The organism is Cohnella sp. WQ 127256 (genome assembly GCF_024519285.1).
Lineage (GTDB): Bacteria > Bacillota > Bacilli > Paenibacillales > Paenibacillaceae > Cohnella.
This window is the reverse complement of the sequence record NZ_JAMZCY010000003.1, coordinates 242,450-261,275: the sequence shown is the minus strand read 5'-3', so window position 1 is coordinate 261,275 and position 18,826 is coordinate 242,450. Positions and strand designations below refer to the sequence as shown.

The following is an 18,826-nucleotide window of genomic DNA, read 5'->3' as shown; positions in this document are numbered from 1 at the left end:
ATTATATTAACAAAAACGCTTGCCGATTAGTCGCGGCAAGCGTCTCGTATTATCTATCTTCTTCTGGAATTAATTTAGCACGAAGCGCCTGTACTTCAGGATGCTCCAAGTATTCGTCAAAGGTCATCATCCGATCGATAATTCCGTTCGGAGTGATCTCAATGATCCGGTTAGCGATCGTCTGCATGAACTGATGGTCATGAGAAGTGAAGATGATCGGACCGTCAAAGTCGATTAATCCATTGTTGAGTGCTGTGATAGACTCCAAGTCCAAATGGTTCGTCGGCTCATCAAGCAGAAGCACGTTGCCATTCGTAAGCATCATACGAGAAAGCATGCAGCGAACCTTCTCTCCCCCAGATAAGACGGAGCCCTTTTTCAAAGCCTCGTCCCCTGAGAACAACATCCGGCCAAGGAAGCCACGGATGAAGGACTCGTCTGGATCCTTCGTGTATTGGCGAAGCCAGTCGACTAAGTTCAAGTCTACTCCATCAAAATAAGCGGAGTTTTCTTTCGGGAAATAGGCGTTAACCGCAGTAACTCCCCATGAAACCGCACCTTCTTCGGGTTCCTTTTCTCCGACAAGAATTTGGAGCAGCAATGTTTTCGCATTACCGTAAGGTCCGACTAGTGCGATCTTGTCGCCTTTATTGACAACGAAGTTAACTCCGTTCAATACCTTTGCCCCGTCTAAGGAAGCGGAAAGGTTCTCTACAGACACAACCTGCTTACCAACTTCACGCTCTGGCTTGAAGTTAATGAACGGATATTTACGATTCGAAGGACGAATATCATCCAACGAGATTTTATCCAATGACTTCTTCCGGCTTGTCGCTTGCTTCGCCTTGGATTTATTAGCAGAGAAGCGCTGAACGAACTCCTGCAGCTCCTTGATCTTATCTTCCTTCTTCTTGTTCTGATCGCGCATGAGCTTCATCGCCAATTGGCTAGACTCATACCAGAAGTCGTAGTTACCTACATACATCTGAATCTTGCCATAGTCGATGTCCGCAATATGGGTACATACTTGGTTTAGGAAGTGACGGTCATGGGATACAACGATAACGGTACCCTCATACCGAGACAAGAAATCTTCTAACCAGTTGATGGACACGAGGTCCAAATGGTTCGTAGGCTCATCGAGCAGCAAAATATTCGGACTTCCGAACAATGCCTGTGCGAGCAACACGCGTACCTTCTCATTACCGCTAAGCTCTGACATCAGCTTGTCGTGTAGCTCAGTTGTAATCCCAAGACCATTGAGCATGCCGGCTGCTTCACTCTCAGCTTCCCAGCCGTTCATTTCTGCAAAGTCCGATTCCAGCTCACCCGCACGCATGCCATCCTCGTCGGAGAAGTTTTCTTTCATGTAGATAGCGTCTTTCTCTTTCATGACCTTGTACAGACGCTCATGGCCCATAATGACGGTTTCCAGTACTTTGAACTCATCATATTCATAGTGGTTTTGCTTAAGGACTGCAAAACGTTCACCTGGTGTAATGTGAACCTCACCCGAGCTTGATTCGACTTCACCGGAAAGAATTTTTAGGAACGTAGATTTACCCGCTCCATTCGCACCGATTAGGCCGTAGCAGTTGCCGGGGGTAAATTTAATATTTACATCTTCGAACAGGGGGCGTTTGCCAAAACGTAGGCTTATGCCAGATACGGTAATCATGAGTCTAATCCATCCTTTTCTTTAGGGGTTTCTAAATTATGGCTTTCAAAGCGCATCGTCTCGCCGTGCTGCAGCAACAATAGCTTCTCGGTAGGAATGCCTAGCTTAGCTCTGGCGGCTTCCAACCGCTGCAACGCTTCTGACGGAGTATCGTCTGAGAGCTTAAATGCACCGTAATGCATAGGTACGAAATATTTGGCACGAACATCCAAGAAAGCCTGAAGAGCCTCTTCTGGACTGACATGCTGTGAAGCCATGAACCATTCAGGGTCATAGGCTCCGATTGGAAGCAGAGCAATATCGATATCGAACTTCCGCCCAATCTCGCTAAAGCCGCGAAAATAACCGCTATCTCCTGCGAAATAAATGGTCGGACCGTGATCGATTTGCAATATCCAACCTCCCCAATGGGAAGTATTCATGTCCCAAGGGTTACGACGAGTCCAATGCTGCGCTGGAACGAAGGTAAACTTTACACCACGGAAAGACGTATCCTCCCACCAATGGAGCTCTTGGGATTGAAGGAAGCCACGCACGATCAGCTTTTTACGTAAGCCGGCCGGTACAATCATTTTCTTGGGGCCTCTAAGCCTACGTAAGGAAGAAACATGTAGATGATCATAGTGGGCATGAGAGATGAGAACGACATCGACAGATGGCATGTCCGATAATTCGATGCCTGGTGGGGCTAGTCTTTTTTGAAACGCCATTCTCCGCGCCCATACAGGATCCGTGACGATGTTCAAGCCCGCCATCTGTATGAGAAACGTGGAGTGACCGATCCATGTTATTGTCGGCTCACTGTGGTTTTGATGCAGGAATCGCAGGTTCGGTGCTACATTAGGAACGCAATCACCATATTCCTTTGTCCGCAGCTTACGAATCCGATCCTCACGCCAACGGTCGAATTGAGCTTTGGATGCTTTTCCAGCACCTATAGAGTCCAAGTTACCGAAGCGCCTTCTCAACATGAAATCCCTCCGATGATGTGCTCATGTATACTATAGCAGGAAACACTGAAATGTACCAAGGTCCTAAGGAAAAAGTGGCTTCAAAATTACTCATCTGCAGCTTTGCAGTTACTAATTTAACGCTCCGATAATGGATTAGTTTCCTTATGAATGAGATTTAAGAAGATTTTGGATGACCCTTTAATCGATTTTTGGCAATTCGGTTGCGAATACGGTATTGTGGAAGAAAATAAAGAAAGCGAGGGGAGTTCCTTGAAATTATTGTCCATTGAGCCCACCCCAAGTCCAAATACGATGAAGCTGAACGTTGATGTTCGGCTTGATCCCGGCGTTCAGTTGAATTACGGGAAAGACTCCAAGACGCCCGCTACGCCTCTGATCGCAAAGCTACTAGAAGTTCCCGGAGTTAAGGCGATCTTCCACACCTCAGATTTCCTGGCGCTAGATCGCAGAGGGAATGCCGACTGGGCAGTTATTCTTGACGGGGTTAGAGAAGCATTCGGTATCGCAAGTGGTGGATCGTTAACTGCAAATGCGGTTGACGCAGCAGCAGGCTTCGGTGAGGCTCATGTCCGCGTGCAATTATTTCGCGGAATACCTATGCAGCTCCGAGTCAGAAGTGGCGGCCAAGAGTTTCGTGCGGCGATGCCCGAACGGTTCTCGCAAGCTGTATCCGAGGCAGCTGGCTCTACATTTATACGCGAGCGTGTGCTTGAGGATCTAGGCGTACGTTACGGTGAACCGCAAGAGGTCATCGATGAAATTCAGCGCGAGCTTGAGGCTGCCTATTCGGAGGCTAGGCTACGCGATCTTATTGAGCAGGCCAAAGCAGCCGGCCCAGAAGCCGCACCACCTGCGCCACCGGCACCATTGACGGGAGATCAGGTGTTAAAGGCTCTCGACTCCCAAGATTGGCGGGAAAGATATGCCGCTTTGGAGCGGTTGAAGCCAAAACCAGAGGACATAGAGGTTATCGCTCGTGCTCTGAAGGATAGTCAGCTTTCTGTGCGCAGACTTGCGACGGTATATCTTGGCGATCTTCGTACACCCGAGGCTATGCCTTTGCTATTCACCGCGCTTAAGGATTCATCGGGATCCGTTCGTAGAACGGCTGGTGATACTTTGTCCGATATCGGTGATCCGATCGCGATCTCCCCGATGATCGAGGCTTTGGAAGATTCGAACAAGCTCGTCCGTTGGCGTGCTGCACGGTTCCTCTATGAAGCTGGGGATGAAACCGCTTTGGAAGCTCTGCGCCAAACAACGACAATCGAATCGGAATTCGAAGTCCGCCTTCAAGCAGAGATGGCGGTCGCTCGAATTGAACGCGGCGAAGAAGCCGCTGGCTCTATCTGGCAGCAAATGACTCGCATGCGGGAGCAACAGCAGGATGGAAATCAATAAAAGCATAGAAGGATGGAGAAGCTCCACTCTATCTTTACCCTTTGTAATCAGAACGTAACATATCCTTCATCTTCTCTTCATGTTCAGAGGTTAAGATAAACACATGACCCCCCTTTGAAATATAAACTTGAGGCTTGCGGCCCGTTGCCGCAAGCCTCCCTTTTTTATGAATGAGCTACAAAGTTAATCCCTTCCCCAATTTCCCCCTGCAACCAAGGAGCAAATAGGTTGACTGAAGTTTAGTAAAGGGACATATTGTAATCAGAACGTAATATCCCCTTCATCTTCTCTTCATGTTCAAAGGTTAAGATAAATACATGACCCCCCTTTGAAATATAAACTTGAGGCTTGCGGCCCGTTGCCGTAAGCCTCCCTTTTTTTAAACTAATTTTAAATGAATTCAACCTGTGTGAGTAGCGCTTTCATTTTTGTAATCGAATCGTAATATGCCCTTCATCTTTTCAACATATTAAGGGGTTACAATACATACATGACCCCCCTTTTCAATAATATATAATTTTAGGCTTGCGGCCCGTTGCCGCAAGCCTACTTTTTTTGTAAGGAGATTTGGAAAAAGGATTTCACTGTCGGCCAAAAGGAAGGATCTCGCTCAGAAGCGCTATGTCCCTCAGCATCTACGAATAGATGCGCTACATCTGGGGCGCGGGCTAGCACATGATTGAGCTCTGTCATCGGGATAAATCCGTCCTTGCGTGAATGTACAAGTAAAACTGGCGTCCTTCGTCCATGAGAATTATCTTTTAATATTCTGGCCGGATTTGCACGTTTCATCATTGCAGTTGAAATTCCACTTCTCCATAACATCATTCGTGGTATAAGTTGTGCCAGTGGAAATTGTGGAAGCCTCCTACGTCTCAGCTCAGCGCCAATCATCGTTGCAAATTTTACAGGCATCGAATCCGTGACTAACGCGGCTATCGGAGCTTGCTCATCAAGGGCAAGTACAGCGCCATATGCACCTAGAGAATGACCAAGTACGCCAATTCGATTAGTATCTGCTTCAGGACGCTTACATAGCCATTCTATTGTCGCCAATAAATCATCGCGGAACTGTAAGCCTGTTGGTGTTTTGAAGAAATCACTTTCCCCATGACTCCGAGCATCGTACATGAGAATCGAGTAGCCTTCTTCATATAAAGGAATCGCGTACCGGAGTACTCTAGATCGGTTGGAGCCCCAGCCATGTGCGATAATAATAACCGGTCCAGGCAATGGATCCTTGGAGTCAGCCCGTGATAGGAACCAGCCTTTCACGGTTTTACCCCCGCTTTTCCATTCTGTTTCTTCATAGGGCACTGATGGAACCTGCTCATTGGGCACAAGACGAGGTCGCTGAGCTTTCACAGTTATTCCGTACAAAGCTGCGAATGCGCTTCCTGTCACCGCACTGAAGCCACCAAACATCCAACCGATCACCGCGATGCTCATTCCAATCCCTCCGCTGCTCAATCATTGATTGTATTTTACCCTAAATCGGCTTGAAAAACGGTATTGCAAACAAAAAAACGGCATTGCTGCCGTTCAAAATAAAAAAAGTCAGCTCAAACGATTCGATCGAAGATCATGGCGTTACTTTCGGGGTAATGATCTCAAGAGGCTTCACGTTACCGTAAAAAGGAGAAGCGCCTCGATCACTTGCAGCCCACTTAATAGCGTTCGCAATGATACGAATAATTGGTTCCTGATAATAAGTCGGATACGTCTCATGCCCTGGACGGAAATAAAAGATTTTCCCCTGTCCTCGTGTATACGTAATCCCACTACGGAAAACTTCTCCGCCTTCGAACCAGCTAACCAGCACGAGCTCGTCCGGGTCCGGCACATCGAAGAACTCTCCGTACATCTCTTCTTCGTCCAGCTCGAAATACTCCGGTAAACCTAGCGCGATCGGATGGGTAGGCTTCACGATCCAGAGACGCTCCTTCTCATCCGCTTCCCGCCATTTTAACGCGCAAGTCGTTCCCATTAGTTTTTTGAATATTTTGGAGTAATGTCCCGAATGTAGGACGATCAGCCCCATTCCTTGCAGCACTCGTTCCTGCACACGTTGAACGATGCCATCATCAACCTCGTCATGAGCTTGATGTCCCCACCAGATCAGAACGTCAGTTGCGCCTAATGTCGCCTCGGTCAGTCCATGCTCCGGCTCATCCAATGTGGCTGTACTTACCTCAAACCCGAATGGGGAAAGCCCATTCTGTAGCGCACGATGAATCCCTTCCGGATAAATCTTCATAACCTCCGGATTGTATCGTTCGTGACGAAACTCATTCCATATCGTTACTCTTATGTTCGGGTTCACGCTCATTTTTTCACCTCTGACGCACTTTGCATTACACCAGACGCAGCTTCGATTTCTGCAACTGTAATCGTCCTTTTACTCACATACGCTTGTTCAACCGCTTCAAGAACCCGCTGGTTCAAATAACCGTCGCGCAAGGTAGCCGTTTCCTCCCGCACAGTTCCGCGTACCAGATCGACGAAATCCTGCATCTGCTGCAGCCGATACTCCTCCGACACCTGAATCTCTTCCTTTATTGGCTTACCCTCCTCGTTCGGATGAGTCCAATGGAGAGTGTCCCCGTACTCCCAACCCATTTGAAGCGCCCCCGTATCTCCGTATACGGAAATTTCGAATTGATTTTGACTGCCATACGCGTTGCGCGACGTTTGGAAAACAGCTGGAATGCCATCCGTTAAAACCGCGACGAACGCGGTGAAGTCATCGACGTCCACATCAACCGGACTGCCGGTTAACGGATCCTCGCGTTGCGCAATTAGAGAGCTCATTATCGCGGATATTTCCAACGGCTCGCCGACCAGAAATCTAGCGGCATCCACCATATGAGAGCCGAGATCCCCCAACGCACCCGTACCCGTAATGGATCGATCCATCCGCCAATTCATTTTCGTTTCAAACAGGGGTCCGCCCCATTGCTGTAAATATTGGAGAAACACATGACGCACCTTACCGATCTTTCCACTTCTGATCATTTCACGTGCCAGACGAAATGACGGGGTGTACCGGTAAGAAAAGCCAACCATGCAAGTCGAAGCTGTCTGAAGCGACTCAGAAATCTCCATTAACTTTTTCGCCTCGGCATAGGTCCGCGTAAATGGCTTTTCTGTCATGATAGGCATGCTGTGGATCAAACAAAGACGGATGATCTCGTAATGGACGTTATTTGGCGTAATGGATAGTACCGCATCGACACCAGAGTCGCGTATTAAATCCTCGGGACTGGAGTATTGCGAGCTCAACTCAATTCCGTGCTTGCTGCCCCATTCTGCTACTTTTGCAGTGTCCAAATCGCAGATCGCAGTGATGGATGCTCCCGCAATCCGCTCAATCTGCTCCGCATGTACAGACGCCATTCCACCTAATCCAATTAGCCCTAATCGTATTTCCTTCATCATATGATTCCTCCAGCTAGTCTAATTTGCAGACGGTCATTTAATTCCTGTCATGGTCATTCCTTTAATGAAATAACGCTGAGCGAACAAGTACACGACGAAGATCGGGATAAAGCTCACCACATTACCCGCCATGAGAATGTTCCATTCCGTTGACCATTTGCCTTGCAGCTTGCTGAGGCCAAGCGGCAGGGTCATGAGTTCCTTGCTGTTTGTCGCAATCAGCGGCCATAGAAAGTTATTCCAAGAGCTCATGAAGGCAAAGATCGTAAGCGCAGCAAGCGTCGGTTTAACGAGAGGCAGGATAACGCTCTTAAAAACGCGGTAATAGGAGGCTCCGTCTATGAACGCGGCCTCAAGTAGCTCATTTGGGATCGTCATGATGTTCTGTCGCATGAGGAACGTTCCGTAAGCGCTGAATACCCCAGGTAAAATGAGTCCCGCATAAGTGTCGATGAGATTCGTTTGGGAAAATAAGATAAACAGCGGCACAAGCGTCACTTGGCTCGGAATCATCATTGTAGTCAGGAACAGAATAAATACAGATTGGCGGCCTCTAAACGGGATTTTGGCGAAGACGTAAGCTGCCATTGCGCATACAAGTAGTTGAATGATGGTTGTCGCGATCGCGATACCGATGCTGTTGAGCAGAAACCGATATAACGGGAAAAACTGCTCAATCTGCCGGAAGTTATCCATATTCCAATGGGAAGGGAGGAATTGTGGCGGCATCTTCACGGCCTCCAGCTTCGCCTTGAACGCCCCGGATACCATCCACACAAAAGGGAACACGAGGATGATGGAGGCAGCCGCTAGGAATAAATGCGTCAAAGCACTTTTAAGCCTTGAGCTTCTATCTTTCATAGACGACCCACCTCCGTTGCAGCTTCTGCATGATCATCGTTACTGTGAAAATAATAAGGAAGAGCACCCAGGACTGAGCTGCGGCAAAACCCATCTTGTTGAATTGAAAGGCGTTCTTGTAAACCTGCTCCACGATCGTACTAGTAGCTCCCGCAGGACCACCGTTGGTCATAATCAGAACCTGGTCGAACAATTGAAACGAATTGATTAGCGAGATCGTCACTATGAAAAACAATGTCGGAGATAACAACGGAACAGTGATGCGCCACAATTTACTCCAAGCTGATGCCCCATCTAGATCTGCTGCCTCGTAGTAGTCTTCAGAAATATCCTGTAGTCCCGCTAGCAAAATAATGGAGACGAATCCGATGTCCTTCCAAATCGTCACTGCGATGATAGCAACGAGTGCCCAATGATCATCCTGCAGCCATATCGGACCATGAATACCGAGCTTGAATAACAAGTAATTAATCAAACCACTCTGTCCGTTTAATAACCATCGCCATACGATAGAAACAGCTACCCAAGAGGTGATGACCGGGATAAACACTGCAGCACGATAGAACTTAATTCCTCGAATGTTCCGATTCAGAAGCACTGCAAATAAGGTACCAAGGATCGTAATAAGAGGCATGTAGCCGATCAAGAACAAGAAAACATTCTTGATCGACGTGTACGATTTCTCATCCTTAAACACCTCAGCATAGTTATCCCAGCCGATGAAATGGATCTGAGTCCACTTACTGAGTAAATCCCAATCCGAGAAGCTAATGACTACCGAGGAAACCATGGGAACGAGTTGGAATGCCAGCAATCCGATCAGGGCTGGGAGCAAGAATACTAAGGCGGCAATACGGCGGTTCCACTTACGTTGTCCGACCATTCTCATTTTCCTTTCTCATTGAAGTGAAGTGGAACAAGCCGTATGCCCCTCTATTCAAGGTGTTCGCTCCCAGCCTACAAGGGTTACTTACTCAGCAGCTCTTCGACTTTCTTCTGTGCAGCATCGAGCGCCTTCTGCGGAGTGGACTTCCCAAGCTTCGCTTTATCCAGTTCGTCGCTTACTGCAGTTTTCAATTCATTCCACTTCTCTGGTTTAGGACCAACTGGAGGAAGTACGAGAGAATCAAGCGCTTCAGAGACAATCTTCTTAGAATCCGGAGGCGTCTGCTTGTAGTACGCATCCATGACCGCTTCGTCGGCAACGGCTGGCACGCTCCATCCAGCGGTAATTCTTAAGCTCACAGCGGCTGGATCACTGGAAATGAACTTCATAAATCTCCATGCTGCTTCAGCATTTTTCGTGTTTTTGGAAGCGACAAGACCGTCCGCGAAGAAATGGTGAGCTTTCTGTGTTTGACCTGGCTCAAGAGCGATGTCCCATTTAAACGGTGCTTCCTTGAAGCCATTAAAATTCCAAATCCCAAATCGAGCCATAGCCAGTTTACCTTCTTTAAATGCGTTCAAGTCTGCGTCCGGCTGATTGAAGGTGTCATCGTTTAATGCAGGTGAAACTTTGTATTTGCTCGCTTTGTCGATCATCCACTGAAGTGCCTCCACGTTGGCAGGGCTGTTCACCGTTGGTTTACCTTCAGAATCGAATACTCCTCCACCATTTTGCACGATCGTTTTATAAAACTCATAGAACTGAATCGGAGCATAAGTGCCCCACACGCCATTCTTAGCATCAGTTAACTGTTTAGCCGCCTCCAATTCTTCTTTCCAGGTCCAGGAAGCATCCGGATATTTCAAGCCTTTGGCGTCGAACAAATCTTTGTTGTAGAACAGCACGACGTCTGAGAAGCTGTGCGTGACACCCATTTGTTTGCCATTGTAATTGAAAGCATCGTAAGCTAACTTCTTATAAATTTCCGGTTTGAATAATGTATCCGCTGTAATTGTCGGATTTAGGTCGAGTAAGAGATCCTTGGAAGCATACGTTCTGAAATTCTCGTAACCAACCTCGAACAAATCTGGCTCACTTCCGCTTGCGAGGAGCGTGTTTAGCTTCGTGTCGTAATCCGCATAAGGTACAACCTCATAATCCACAGTGACATCCGAATTTACGGCTTGAAAAGCATCCACAATTCCTTTAAGCGTTTGCTCCTGTCCGTTCGCGGTGTACATCATTAATTTGATCGTAACCGCTTCTTTGGAAGGGGATGGGGATTCGGACGGTGAGGGTGACGGTGTCTCTGACGATGACGGAGATGGAGACTCTGAAACCGTTGCTGACGGTGATTCTGAAGTTGCTGGTGCCGAGCTTTCCGCATTGTTTCCCTTATTAGATGCGCATGCACTTATAATCATCATGATAGCCAGTATGATAATAGCTCCACTTTTCTTCAACATTTGAACCCTCTCCTTATTATGAGCTTAAGGTCTTTCTCTTTAAGGCGACTTACCTCCGAGCATTTCACCCACACCCTCAACGACCGATCCACCTCCTTTAAAAGAGCCAACTTGGGCGAATCATCCATCGAGTAATCGTTAGGTCAGCTTAAGTACGGTATCGCGGTCTATAAGTGAAAGTGGCATAATCGTCGGCTCTTGGGGCAGCCCTTCCTTAGACTTTTCGATTGCAGTTAGCAAACGATCCGCTGCCATAATTCCTCTTGAAACTGCATCTTGCTTGATCGTCGTCAATGGAGGTGTGCACAGCCGGGCAATGGAAATATCGTCAAATCCAACGACCGATACATGCTCGGGTACTTCCTTCCCTTCGTCCCTAATCCCTTGGATAACACCCATCGCCATCAGGTCACTTGTTGCGAATGCTGCTGTAATTTCTGGACATTTAGCTGCGATTAACTTTCCAGCCTCTTGCCCGAATTGATACGTTACGGAATGCTCGAATACATGATCCGGATTATAAAACAACTCCGCTTCCTTAAGCGCCCTCTTGTAGCCTAGAAATCTCTTCTCAACAACCCCATCCTTACGAATCATACCGGTGACGAGTGCGATATTCGTATGACCATTGTCAATCAGATGCTTCGTTGCCATATAACCGCCGAGCTCATCATCAATGCCCACGACGTGGAAATAGCTATCGTAAATATAGCTGTCCACAAGCACGATGGGCATCCGCACCTTTTTCAAATCTTCATAGAAGCTTTCTTGATAAATGCCGGTAATAATCGCTCCGTCGAGATTCCGCTGCATGGACGTGTCGAGATAACCTTCCCCCTTCTCAATGCCAGACAAAATCATGTGGTATCCAGATTGCCTTAGTCGGGCTTCGATCCCGCAGATCAATTCCGAGTAGAACGGATTCTGTAGCAGTAGCTGCTTCTGATCCTCGGTCTGGGGAATGACGACGCCTATTAGCTTTGACTTGTTATTGACGAGGCTACGGGCAGATAGATCAGGGATGTAGTTAAGCTCTTCGGCCGCGCGACGAACTCTGGCAACGGTTTCAGGAGAAACTTTGCCTTCACGTCCGTTCAGCACGTAAGACACTGCTGCCGTTGACACGCCTGCCCTAACCGATACATCACGAATGGTAATGCGCTTCATCTTCGTCACCTGCTCCCGGGTTAAGAAAAGCGTCGCTTTGATTAAACGTTTAACCTTACGAGGTGAGTATATGACGGTAAATTCACAAATATTAGAAGTTTTTTTAGGAGTTAACCGATATTTTTATTAGAAAATTGTTTAATCGATTAACCATATTTGGGAATGCACGTACATTAAGAAGAACCAACAGGGATCTGTTGGTTCTTCTTGGGTTCAGACAATTAGTACGAGCGGTTATGCGAATAGTGTGAGTGGTTATGAGAATAGTGCGATTAGTGCGAGCGGTTATGAGAATAGTGCGAGCGGTTATGAGAATAGTGCGAGTAGGTTGAGCGTGTGTAGCTCACTCTGTTTAACAGCGAGCTGTGTTGCTAATAGGGATCGAGTTGCTAATTACTTGTTCGAAATCACACTGATGGGATGCTGCAGTTCGATGTTACCTAACTGCATACTCGATATCACACTGGTGGGATGCTGCAGTTCGATGTTACCTAACTGCATACTCGATATCACACTGGTGGGATGCTGCAGTTCGATGTTACCTAACTGCACGCTCGATATCACACTGGTGGGATGCTGCAGTTCGTTGTTACTTAACTGCATACTCGAAATTACGATCGCAAAGACCTCTGGACGCCAAATAAGCTCCCTTAAATGCCGAAGGTTCATTTCCTAAACCTTATGACACCGGAACCCCTGTGGGCGCATATCCTGCATTAATCGTCATTCGCCCATGGGCAAAGGAGGAACAACAATGCCGAAATCTCGATCGACGGGTGCCAAGCCACTATTGCGTAAAGCAACCGCTGATCCGAAAGCCAAACTCTCTTCACGACAAACCCAACCCAAAACTAAAAACACATCTGGAAAAAAGATTTCAGCTAAAGGGGCTATCGTACATTTACATCAGAACGAGGATCAGCCAACTTATAAGACTCACCCGATTCCTTGGTGGGTATTTCCGCAAGAACAAGACCGTGGATTGCTCGGAGGTTTATTGGGAGGCGGTCTAGGGGGTGGACCCGGAGGTCCAGGTGGACCTGGCGGCGGCATGTTTCCTCCAGGTCCCGGAGGTCCGGGCGGACCCGGGGGCGGCATGTTTCCTCCAGGTCCCGGTGGTCCGGGTGGTCCCGGCGGCGGTATGTTCCCAGGTCCCGGAGGTCCGGGCGGACCCGGCGGCGGCATGTTTCCTCCAGGTCCCGGTGGTCCGGGCGGTCCCGGCGGCGGCATGTTTCCTCCAGGTCCCGGTGGTCCGGGTGGACCCGGGGGCGGCATGTTTCCTCCAGGTCCCGGTGGTCCGGGCGGTCCCGGGGGCGGCATGTTTCCTCCAGGTCCCGGTGGTCCGGGCGGTCCCGGGGGCGGCATGTTTCCTCCAGGTCCCGGTGGTCCGGGTGGTCCCGGGGGCGGCATGTTTCCTCCAGGTCCCGGTGGTCCGGGTGGTCCCGGGGGCGGCATGTTTCCTCCAGGTCCCGGTGGTCCGGGAGGACCCGGCGGCGGTATGTTCCCAGGTCCCGGTGGTCCGGGTGGTCCCGGCGGCGGTATGTTCCCAGGTCCCGGTGGTCCGGGTGGTCCCGGCGGCGGTATGTTCCCAGGTCCCGGTGGTCCGGGCGGTCCCGGGGGCGGCATGTTTCCTCCAGGTCCCGGAGGTCCGGGCGGTCCCGGGGGCGGCATGTTTCCTCCAGGTCCCGGAGGTCCGGGTGGACCCGGCGGCTTCCCACCACGACCGCCATTCCCACCTGGCCCTGGACCGTTCCCGCCCCCCCCATTTCCAGGTCCCGGACCTTTTCCACCCGGTCCGTTCCCGATTCCGATCCCCATTCCAATTCCTATTCCAGGACCACAGCCATTTCCGCCACAAACCGCTTACATCACCGTTCGAATCACCGGGGGAGCTGCATTTCCTAGAGTAAATTACACGAATTATATTCCGTTCTATCCAGGTATCACGATTCGCCAAGCTTTAGCCTCAACCGGTCTTGTCGACTTTGGTCCGGCTGGATTCATTCGCAACGTAGCAGGTATTCTGATTAGTGGAAACACGGAAGTTCAACTTCGCTATAATGGTCGAGTCATCCCTCAGACGTTGCTTGATGCTCCTGCAGAACCAGGTAGCTTCATTGGCTTGGAGCTCCTCTACGGATTGACCGGAGCTATCCCGATACCACTCTAATCGGCTAGCTGCCTTCCACTTCACGCTCTACCTTGCGACGTAACAGGAATGGAACGGATAAAGCAACTGCAAAGACGCATCCCGCAATCAGAAACTCTCTCCAGCTTCCCTTAGTCAAGCTGGCTCCCAGAAAGTTGTATGCGAACGTCCCTGGCAGTGTTCCAATAATGGTTGCGGGTAAGAATGCCCGCAACCGTACCTGTGCGATACCAGCGGCATAACTAACTAAGTCGAAAGGCACAAATGGTGCAATTCGCAATAGGAGCACCATCATAAACCCCCGCCGCTCCATCGCTCGTTCAATTTTAACCAACCTCGGATCTTCTTTTCCTCGAAAAAAGCCCCCGCCAATTTTTTTGGCAACAAGAAAAGACAGTACCGCTCCCGTTACTGCCCCCACCAAGGTGTAGATCATTCCAAACCACGTTCCAAAAGCCAGTCCACCCGCCATTGATAATACAGACGCCGGAAATAAGATGAACGGCCTTACGATATAAATTGCAATATAAAGAAACGGTGCCACCCATCCAAACGACAACACCCAGGTACGGATCGATTGCGGGTTCACATTGATATACTTAAAATCAATCCACAACAATACCACGACAACTATAACAGCCACCGCTATTTTCCAAACTGTTGAACGACGCAAGCGGACAAGCCCCTTCCTTTATTTTACATCCGTTCCTATCATACAAAATAAGATGTCAAATTACAAAAAACAATTGACTTCGCAAAAAAAATCAAAAAATGCTTGTTTTAATCCGTTATTCTGTAAATAGAAATCGAGGTGAACAGATGAAAAAGTATGAAACAGCCATTCAAAGAACAATTGACTGGATCGAATCCAATATACACGAACAAATATCGGCTGAGGATATTGCGGATGGGGTCAGCTTTTCTAAGTTTCACTTTCATAGAATTTTCCAATCCTCCGTTGGGATGTCTGTTGCTGTTTATATTCGGATGCGACGACTTGCGAACGCCGCGGTTGCATTGCTTCAGTCAGACGAACGGATCATCGATATTGCCATGTACTATCAGTTTGAGTCACAAGAAGCTTTTACACGTGCATTTAAGAAAATGTATGCTCTGCCACCGGGTCAGTACAGAAGGATAATGTCAGATGTGACAACAAAAAAGGAGGATATCGGGATGGAAAAAGAAAACGTAGGTTGGTTTTTAAGTGGGAGTCATCCGTTTAACTATGAAATGGGGGTTGACCGTGAAAATGTGCACCAAGGAAGTGTATCCGGTTATATCAAATCAAAAACGGTACAGGATATTTCGGAATTCGCAACGATGATGCAGCAGTTTAAAGCGGATAAGTATAGACAACAGAGAATTAGACTCTCATGCTTCATTAAGACAAAAGATGTTCAACAATTTTCAGGATTATGGATGCGGGTCGATAACGCTTCAGGCGATATTGTACAGTTTGATAACATGAGCAATCGGCCTATTGTCGGAACGAATCATTGGAACCATTACGCCGTAGTGTTGGATATCCCAGACAATAGTGCCACCATTTCATTCGGAGTGCTTTTATCTGGATCGGGGCATGTGTGGACAGACCAATTTTTTTTCGAAAAAGTGGATAACAGTGTGGAAACAACAAACTTAGAGTCTCCATCCGTTCTTTTGGACGAGCCGATTAATTTATCTTTTGAAGAAGGTATGTAGGGGGTCGAGTTAGAGGTCGCTGAATAAAAGGCTCACAGAGGGAGACGGACACCAAATGGAGATTAGAAAGTTTCGTGGATCAGATATTCGTCAGATTGTTTCATTGTTCTATGAAACTGTACATTCGGTAAATAGAGTCGATTATTCGCAAGAGCAGCTTGATGCTTGGGCACCCAAAGAGGAGATGACGCTCAAGCTAAGAACTTGGCAGGACTCAATGAATCGCAATGTCACTTTTGTTGCTGAAACTGTTGGAAAACTCGTAGGATTTTCTGACATGACTCCAGAAGGCCACTTAGATAGACTTTACATTCACAAAGATTATCAAAGGCAAGGAATAGCTTCATCCTTGCTGGTCCATCTCGAATCTGAAGCAAGGAAACTTGGTCTTAAAGAAATGGATACAGAAGCAAGCATTACGGCTAAGCCATTTTTTGAACATCATGGGTTCAGAGTCATTCAACAGCAAATTGTAGAACGCAGAGCGGTTAAACTCGTTAATTTCAAGATGGTTAAGGAGTTGTAGAACCTGAGTTCTATACTAAAATGGTCGTTGTCTTATAGAAAAGCTGCCCCTAAGATCTTTCAGGGGCAGCTTTTGTTCATAATATGCAATTAGTGCGATGCTTCATCCTTCAATGATTTTAAGCGTTTCATAACATCGTTGGCACCACGACCGAAGTAATCGTGGAGCGTGCTGTATTCTTGGTAAAGTCTCTCGTATATCGCAACGTTCTCAGGAATCGGCTTGAACGTCTCTTTGCGAACACGTGCCATCGCTTTGGCTGCATCAACGACGTTATCGTAGCCACCTTTAGCACTTCCAGCGGCAACTGCGCCAAACATAGCAGCTCCTATCGCAGGCGTTTGCTTAGAATCCGCGATTTTGATCTCACGATTCGTAACGTCAGCATAGATCTGCATAAGCAGATGATTGCGCTGCGGTAATCCACCACACGCGTACACTTCGTCTACCGGAACTCCATTGTTATGGAAAGCATCGATGATTTTGCGCGTACCGAATGCGGTTGATTCAAGTAATGTGCGGTACACTTCCTCTGGCTTAGTAAGCAAGCTGTAACCGACAATAACACCCGTCAAGTTTGTGTCGACAAGCACAGAACGATTACCATTCCACCAATCGAGCGCGAGTAAGCCCGTCTCTCCTGGTTTATAGGCCGACGCACGTTCAGTCAGCCACTGATGAACGCCCACTCCATCCTTCTCAGCAGCTTCCTTCACATAAGCAGGAACCGCTTCCTCTACGAACCATTCGAAGATATCCCCTACAGCAGACTGTCCTGCTTCATAACCAAGATAGCCTGGGATGATTCCGTCTTCGACGACGCCACACATTCCTTCGACTTCTACCTCTTCTGTTCCTAGCAGCATGTGGCAGATCGAAGTTCCCATCGCCATAACAAGCTTGCCCGGTGTAACAACTCCAACAGCTGGAACAGCGGCATGCGCATCCACATTACCTACCGCGATGGCTGTCCCTGGATTCAATCCCGTCAGCTTCGCCATCGCTTCCGTTAACTCACCCGATTTGGTGCCGAGCGCCACGATATCCCCGCGAAGCTTCGTCTCTATTAAATTTTCCAAGCGAGGGTCCAGCGCCTTGAAAAATTCTTTACTTGGATACCCATCCTGCTTATGCCAGTTCGCTTTATAGCCAGCCGTACAGCTATTCCGTACAAAATTACCCGTCAACTGTGAGACAACCCAGTCTGTCGCTTCCGTGAACAAATCTGTTGCTTCATAAACATCTGGCGCTTCATTGACGATCTGCCACACTTTGGCGATCATCCATTCAGATGAAATTTTGCCGCCATAACGGGGCAGGAATTTCTCCCCGCGCTCAGCCGCTATCGCATTCACACGATCTGCCTCATCTTGTGCCGCATGATGCTTCCATAGCTTCACCCAACCATGAGGATTATCCTTCCACTCCGGTTTGAAGCAAAGCGGCGTGCCTTGTTCATCCACAGGGAGCATCGTGCACGCAGTAAAATCGATCCCTAATCCGATGACATCGGAAGGGTCAATTTCCGACTGCTTAAGAACGGCTGGAACAGAACGACGAAGAACTTCAAGATAGTCGTCGGGATGCTGCAAAGCCCAGTCATGCTCCAATGCTTGACCAGAAGTAGGTAGCTTTTCATCAATAACACCATGTGGATATGGCGTAACATGATCCGCAACCTCATGACCGTTAGTCAGATCCACAAGAACCGCACGTCCAGATTGAGTGCCGTAATCAACGCCGATAGCATATTTATGGCTCATAAGATGGCCTCCTAAGGGATGGGGATAAATAACTAATGCTTCGAATCTTCAGGCTGACCATAATAAGCAGTCGCACCATGCTTACGTAAGTAATGTTTGTCCAGCAGTACTTGATTCATGGAAGAAACAGTAGGGTGCAATTGTCTTGTATGATAAGCCATCTTCGCGACTTCCTCTAAGACAACAGCATTATGAAGCGCTTCCATGGCATCTTTTCCCCATGCGAATGGGGCATGACTATTCACAAGCACACCCGGAACCTGGTCTGGGTTTATTTCACGGAAAGTCTCGACAATAACATTACCTGTTTCTGCCTCATACTCCCCTTGAATTTCTCCATTCGACATTGGCCGCGTACAAGGAATTGTACCATAAAAATAATCCGCTTGGGTCGTTCCGAACGCTGGAATTTCTTCACCCGCTTGCGACCATATCGTTGCCCAAGGCGAGTGGGTATGAACAATACCGCCCACATTGGGAAAAGAACGATAGAGCACCAGGTGAGTTGGCGTATCAGACGAAGGTCGCAACGTGCCTTCCACCACTTTCCCCTCCAAATCAACAACAACCATTTGTTCAGGAAGTAGCTTCTCATAAGGTACACCACTTGGTTTTATGACCATTAATCCAGATTCTCTATCGAATCCACTCACATTCCCCCAAGTAAAAGTCACAAGACCGTACTTGGGCAATTCCGCGTTAGCTTGACATACCATCTCTTTAAGTTGTTCCAACAAGTTAAACACTTCCTTTCCCTATATCAGTAGCGATTTTCAAACAACCCGAATCGTAATATACAGCTCACATTATACA

Annotated in this window: 16 protein-coding genes; 4 read left to right on the top strand and 12 right to left on the bottom strand. The window is 48.1% G+C overall.

Features of this window, described 5'->3' with window-relative positions:
• Positions 1–49: 49 nt before the first annotated feature.
• Both M1K58_RS11350 and M1K58_RS11345 read right to left on the bottom strand, forming a co-directional pair.
• Complete coding sequence (locus tag M1K58_RS11350) at positions 50–1,678, bottom strand: ABC-F family ATP-binding cassette domain-containing protein (RefSeq protein WP_256758960.1); 1,629 nt, start codon at positions 1,676–1,678, stop codon at positions 50–52.
• Positions 1,675–2,649, bottom strand: a complete 975-nt coding sequence (locus tag M1K58_RS11345; RefSeq protein ID WP_256758959.1) for an MBL fold metallo-hydrolase — start codon at positions 2,647–2,649, stop codon at positions 1,675–1,677. Before M1K58_RS11345 ends, M1K58_RS11350 begins: the two co-directional genes overlap by 4 nt.
• Positions 2,650–2,799: 150 nt before the next feature.
• On the opposite strand from M1K58_RS11345, the gene M1K58_RS11340 reads away from it, so the two are divergent.
• A complete protein-coding gene (locus M1K58_RS11340; RefSeq protein WP_306220347.1) occupies positions 2,800–4,053 on the top strand; it encodes a virulence factor in 1,254 nt (417 codons plus the stop codon).
• Positions 4,054–4,599: 546 nt separating this feature from the next.
• Here the strand turns inward: M1K58_RS11340 and M1K58_RS11335 are convergent.
• The 7 genes from M1K58_RS11335 to M1K58_RS11305 form a co-directional block, all read right to left on the bottom strand.
• Positions 4,600–5,502 (bottom strand): alpha/beta hydrolase, encoded by a 903-nt coding sequence (locus M1K58_RS11335; RefSeq protein WP_256758958.1) that lies wholly within the window; start codon positions 5,500–5,502, stop codon positions 4,600–4,602.
• A 133-nt stretch (positions 5,503–5,635) separates the two neighbouring features.
• The gene (locus tag M1K58_RS11330; protein WP_256758957.1) at positions 5,636–6,376 is read right to left on the bottom strand and encodes a ThuA domain-containing protein; all 741 of its coding nucleotides are present in this window, start codon (positions 6,374–6,376) and stop codon (positions 5,636–5,638) included.
• 2 nt (positions 6,377–6,378) lie between these two features.
• Positions 6,379–7,491, bottom strand: a complete 1,113-nt coding sequence (locus M1K58_RS11325; protein ID WP_256758956.1) for a Gfo/Idh/MocA family protein — start codon at positions 7,489–7,491, stop codon at positions 6,379–6,381.
• Positions 7,492–7,524: 33 nt separating this feature from the next.
• Positions 7,525–8,352, bottom strand: coding sequence for a carbohydrate ABC transporter permease (locus M1K58_RS11320; protein ID WP_256758955.1), 828 nt, complete (start codon positions 8,350–8,352; stop codon positions 7,525–7,527).
• Positions 8,342–9,241, bottom strand: coding sequence for a carbohydrate ABC transporter permease (locus tag M1K58_RS11315; protein WP_256758954.1), 900 nt, complete (start codon positions 9,239–9,241; stop codon positions 8,342–8,344). Before M1K58_RS11315 ends, M1K58_RS11320 begins: the two co-directional genes overlap by 11 nt.
• Before the next feature lie 77 nt (positions 9,242–9,318).
• Positions 9,319–10,704: an ABC transporter substrate-binding protein gene (locus M1K58_RS11310; protein WP_256758953.1), complete on the bottom strand. Its 1,386-nt coding sequence runs from the start codon at positions 10,702–10,704 to the stop codon at positions 9,319–9,321.
• A 138-nt stretch (positions 10,705–10,842) separates the two neighbouring features.
• A complete protein-coding gene (locus tag M1K58_RS11305; RefSeq protein WP_256758952.1) occupies positions 10,843–11,871 on the bottom strand; it encodes a LacI family DNA-binding transcriptional regulator in 1,029 nt (342 codons plus the stop codon).
• 754 nt (positions 11,872–12,625) lie between these two features.
• Here M1K58_RS11305 and M1K58_RS11300 point away from each other — a divergent pair.
• Entirely contained in the window at positions 12,626–14,041 is a 1,416-nt protein-coding gene (locus tag M1K58_RS11300) for a hypothetical protein (RefSeq protein WP_256758951.1), read from the top strand.
• 4 nt (positions 14,042–14,045) lie between these two features.
• Here M1K58_RS11300 and M1K58_RS11295 read toward each other — a convergent pair whose 3' ends face one another.
• The gene (locus M1K58_RS11295) at positions 14,046–14,693 is read right to left on the bottom strand and encodes a TVP38/TMEM64 family protein (RefSeq protein WP_256758950.1); all 648 of its coding nucleotides are present in this window, start codon (positions 14,691–14,693) and stop codon (positions 14,046–14,048) included.
• Between the two features lie 146 nt (positions 14,694–14,839).
• On the opposite strand from M1K58_RS11295, the gene M1K58_RS11290 reads away from it, so the two are divergent.
• Both M1K58_RS11290 and M1K58_RS11285 read left to right on the top strand, forming a co-directional pair.
• Positions 14,840–15,724: a helix-turn-helix domain-containing protein gene (locus M1K58_RS11290; protein WP_256758949.1), complete on the top strand. Its 885-nt coding sequence runs from the start codon at positions 14,840–14,842 to the stop codon at positions 15,722–15,724.
• Positions 15,725–15,779: 55 nt separating this feature from the next.
• Entirely contained in the window at positions 15,780–16,250 is a 471-nt protein-coding gene (locus M1K58_RS11285; RefSeq protein WP_256758948.1) for a GNAT family N-acetyltransferase, read from the top strand.
• Positions 16,251–16,339: 89 nt separating this feature from the next.
• On the opposite strand, the gene M1K58_RS11280 is transcribed toward M1K58_RS11285, so the two are convergent.
• Together M1K58_RS11280 and araD are read right to left on the bottom strand one after the other, a co-directional pair.
• A complete protein-coding gene (locus M1K58_RS11280) occupies positions 16,340–18,013 on the bottom strand; it encodes a ribulokinase (RefSeq protein WP_256758947.1) in 1,674 nt (557 codons plus the stop codon).
• Positions 18,014–18,045: 32 nt separating this feature from the next.
• On the bottom strand, positions 18,046–18,750 hold the full coding sequence (araD, locus tag M1K58_RS11275) for an L-ribulose-5-phosphate 4-epimerase (protein WP_306220345.1): 705 nt from the start codon (positions 18,748–18,750) through the stop codon (positions 18,046–18,048).
• Positions 18,751–18,826: the final 76 nt, after the last annotated feature.

Bases quoted from the DNA above. Each gene is read 5' to 3' on its own strand.
- M1K58_RS11350 (WP_256758960.1), bottom strand. From the start codon at position 1,678: ATGATTACCGTATCTGGCATAAGCCTACGTTTTGGCAAACGCCCCCTG.
- M1K58_RS11325 (WP_256758956.1), bottom strand. From the start codon at position 7,491: ATGATGAAGGAAATACGATTAGGGCTAATTGGATTAGGTGGAATGGCG.
- M1K58_RS11300 (WP_256758951.1), top strand. From the start codon at position 12,626: ATGCCGAAATCTCGATCGACGGGTGCCAAGCCACTATTGCGTAAAGCA.
- M1K58_RS11340 (WP_306220347.1), top strand. From the start codon at position 2,800: ATGAGATTTAAGAAGATTTTGGATGACCCTTTAATCGATTTTTGGCAA.
- M1K58_RS11285 (WP_256758948.1), top strand. From the start codon at position 15,780: ATGGAGATTAGAAAGTTTCGTGGATCAGATATTCGTCAGATTGTTTCA.
- M1K58_RS11320 (WP_256758955.1), bottom strand. From the start codon at position 8,352: ATGAAAGATAGAAGCTCAAGGCTTAAAAGTGCTTTGACGCATTTATTC.
- M1K58_RS11280 (WP_256758947.1), bottom strand. From the start codon at position 18,013: ATGAGCCATAAATATGCTATCGGCGTTGATTACGGCACTCAATCTGGA.
- M1K58_RS11290 (WP_256758949.1), top strand. From the start codon at position 14,840: ATGAAAAAGTATGAAACAGCCATTCAAAGAACAATTGACTGGATCGAA.
- M1K58_RS11310 (WP_256758953.1), bottom strand. From the start codon at position 10,704: ATGTTGAAGAAAAGTGGAGCTATTATCATACTGGCTATCATGATGATT.
- M1K58_RS11345 (WP_256758959.1), bottom strand. From the start codon at position 2,649: ATGTTGAGAAGGCGCTTCGGTAACTTGGACTCTATAGGTGCTGGAAAA.
- M1K58_RS11315 (WP_256758954.1), bottom strand. From the start codon at position 9,241: ATGAGAATGGTCGGACAACGTAAGTGGAACCGCCGTATTGCCGCCTTA.
- M1K58_RS11335 (WP_256758958.1), bottom strand. From the start codon at position 5,502: ATGAGCATCGCGGTGATCGGTTGGATGTTTGGTGGCTTCAGTGCGGTG.
- M1K58_RS11305 (WP_256758952.1), bottom strand. From the start codon at position 11,871: ATGAAGCGCATTACCATTCGTGATGTATCGGTTAGGGCAGGCGTGTCA.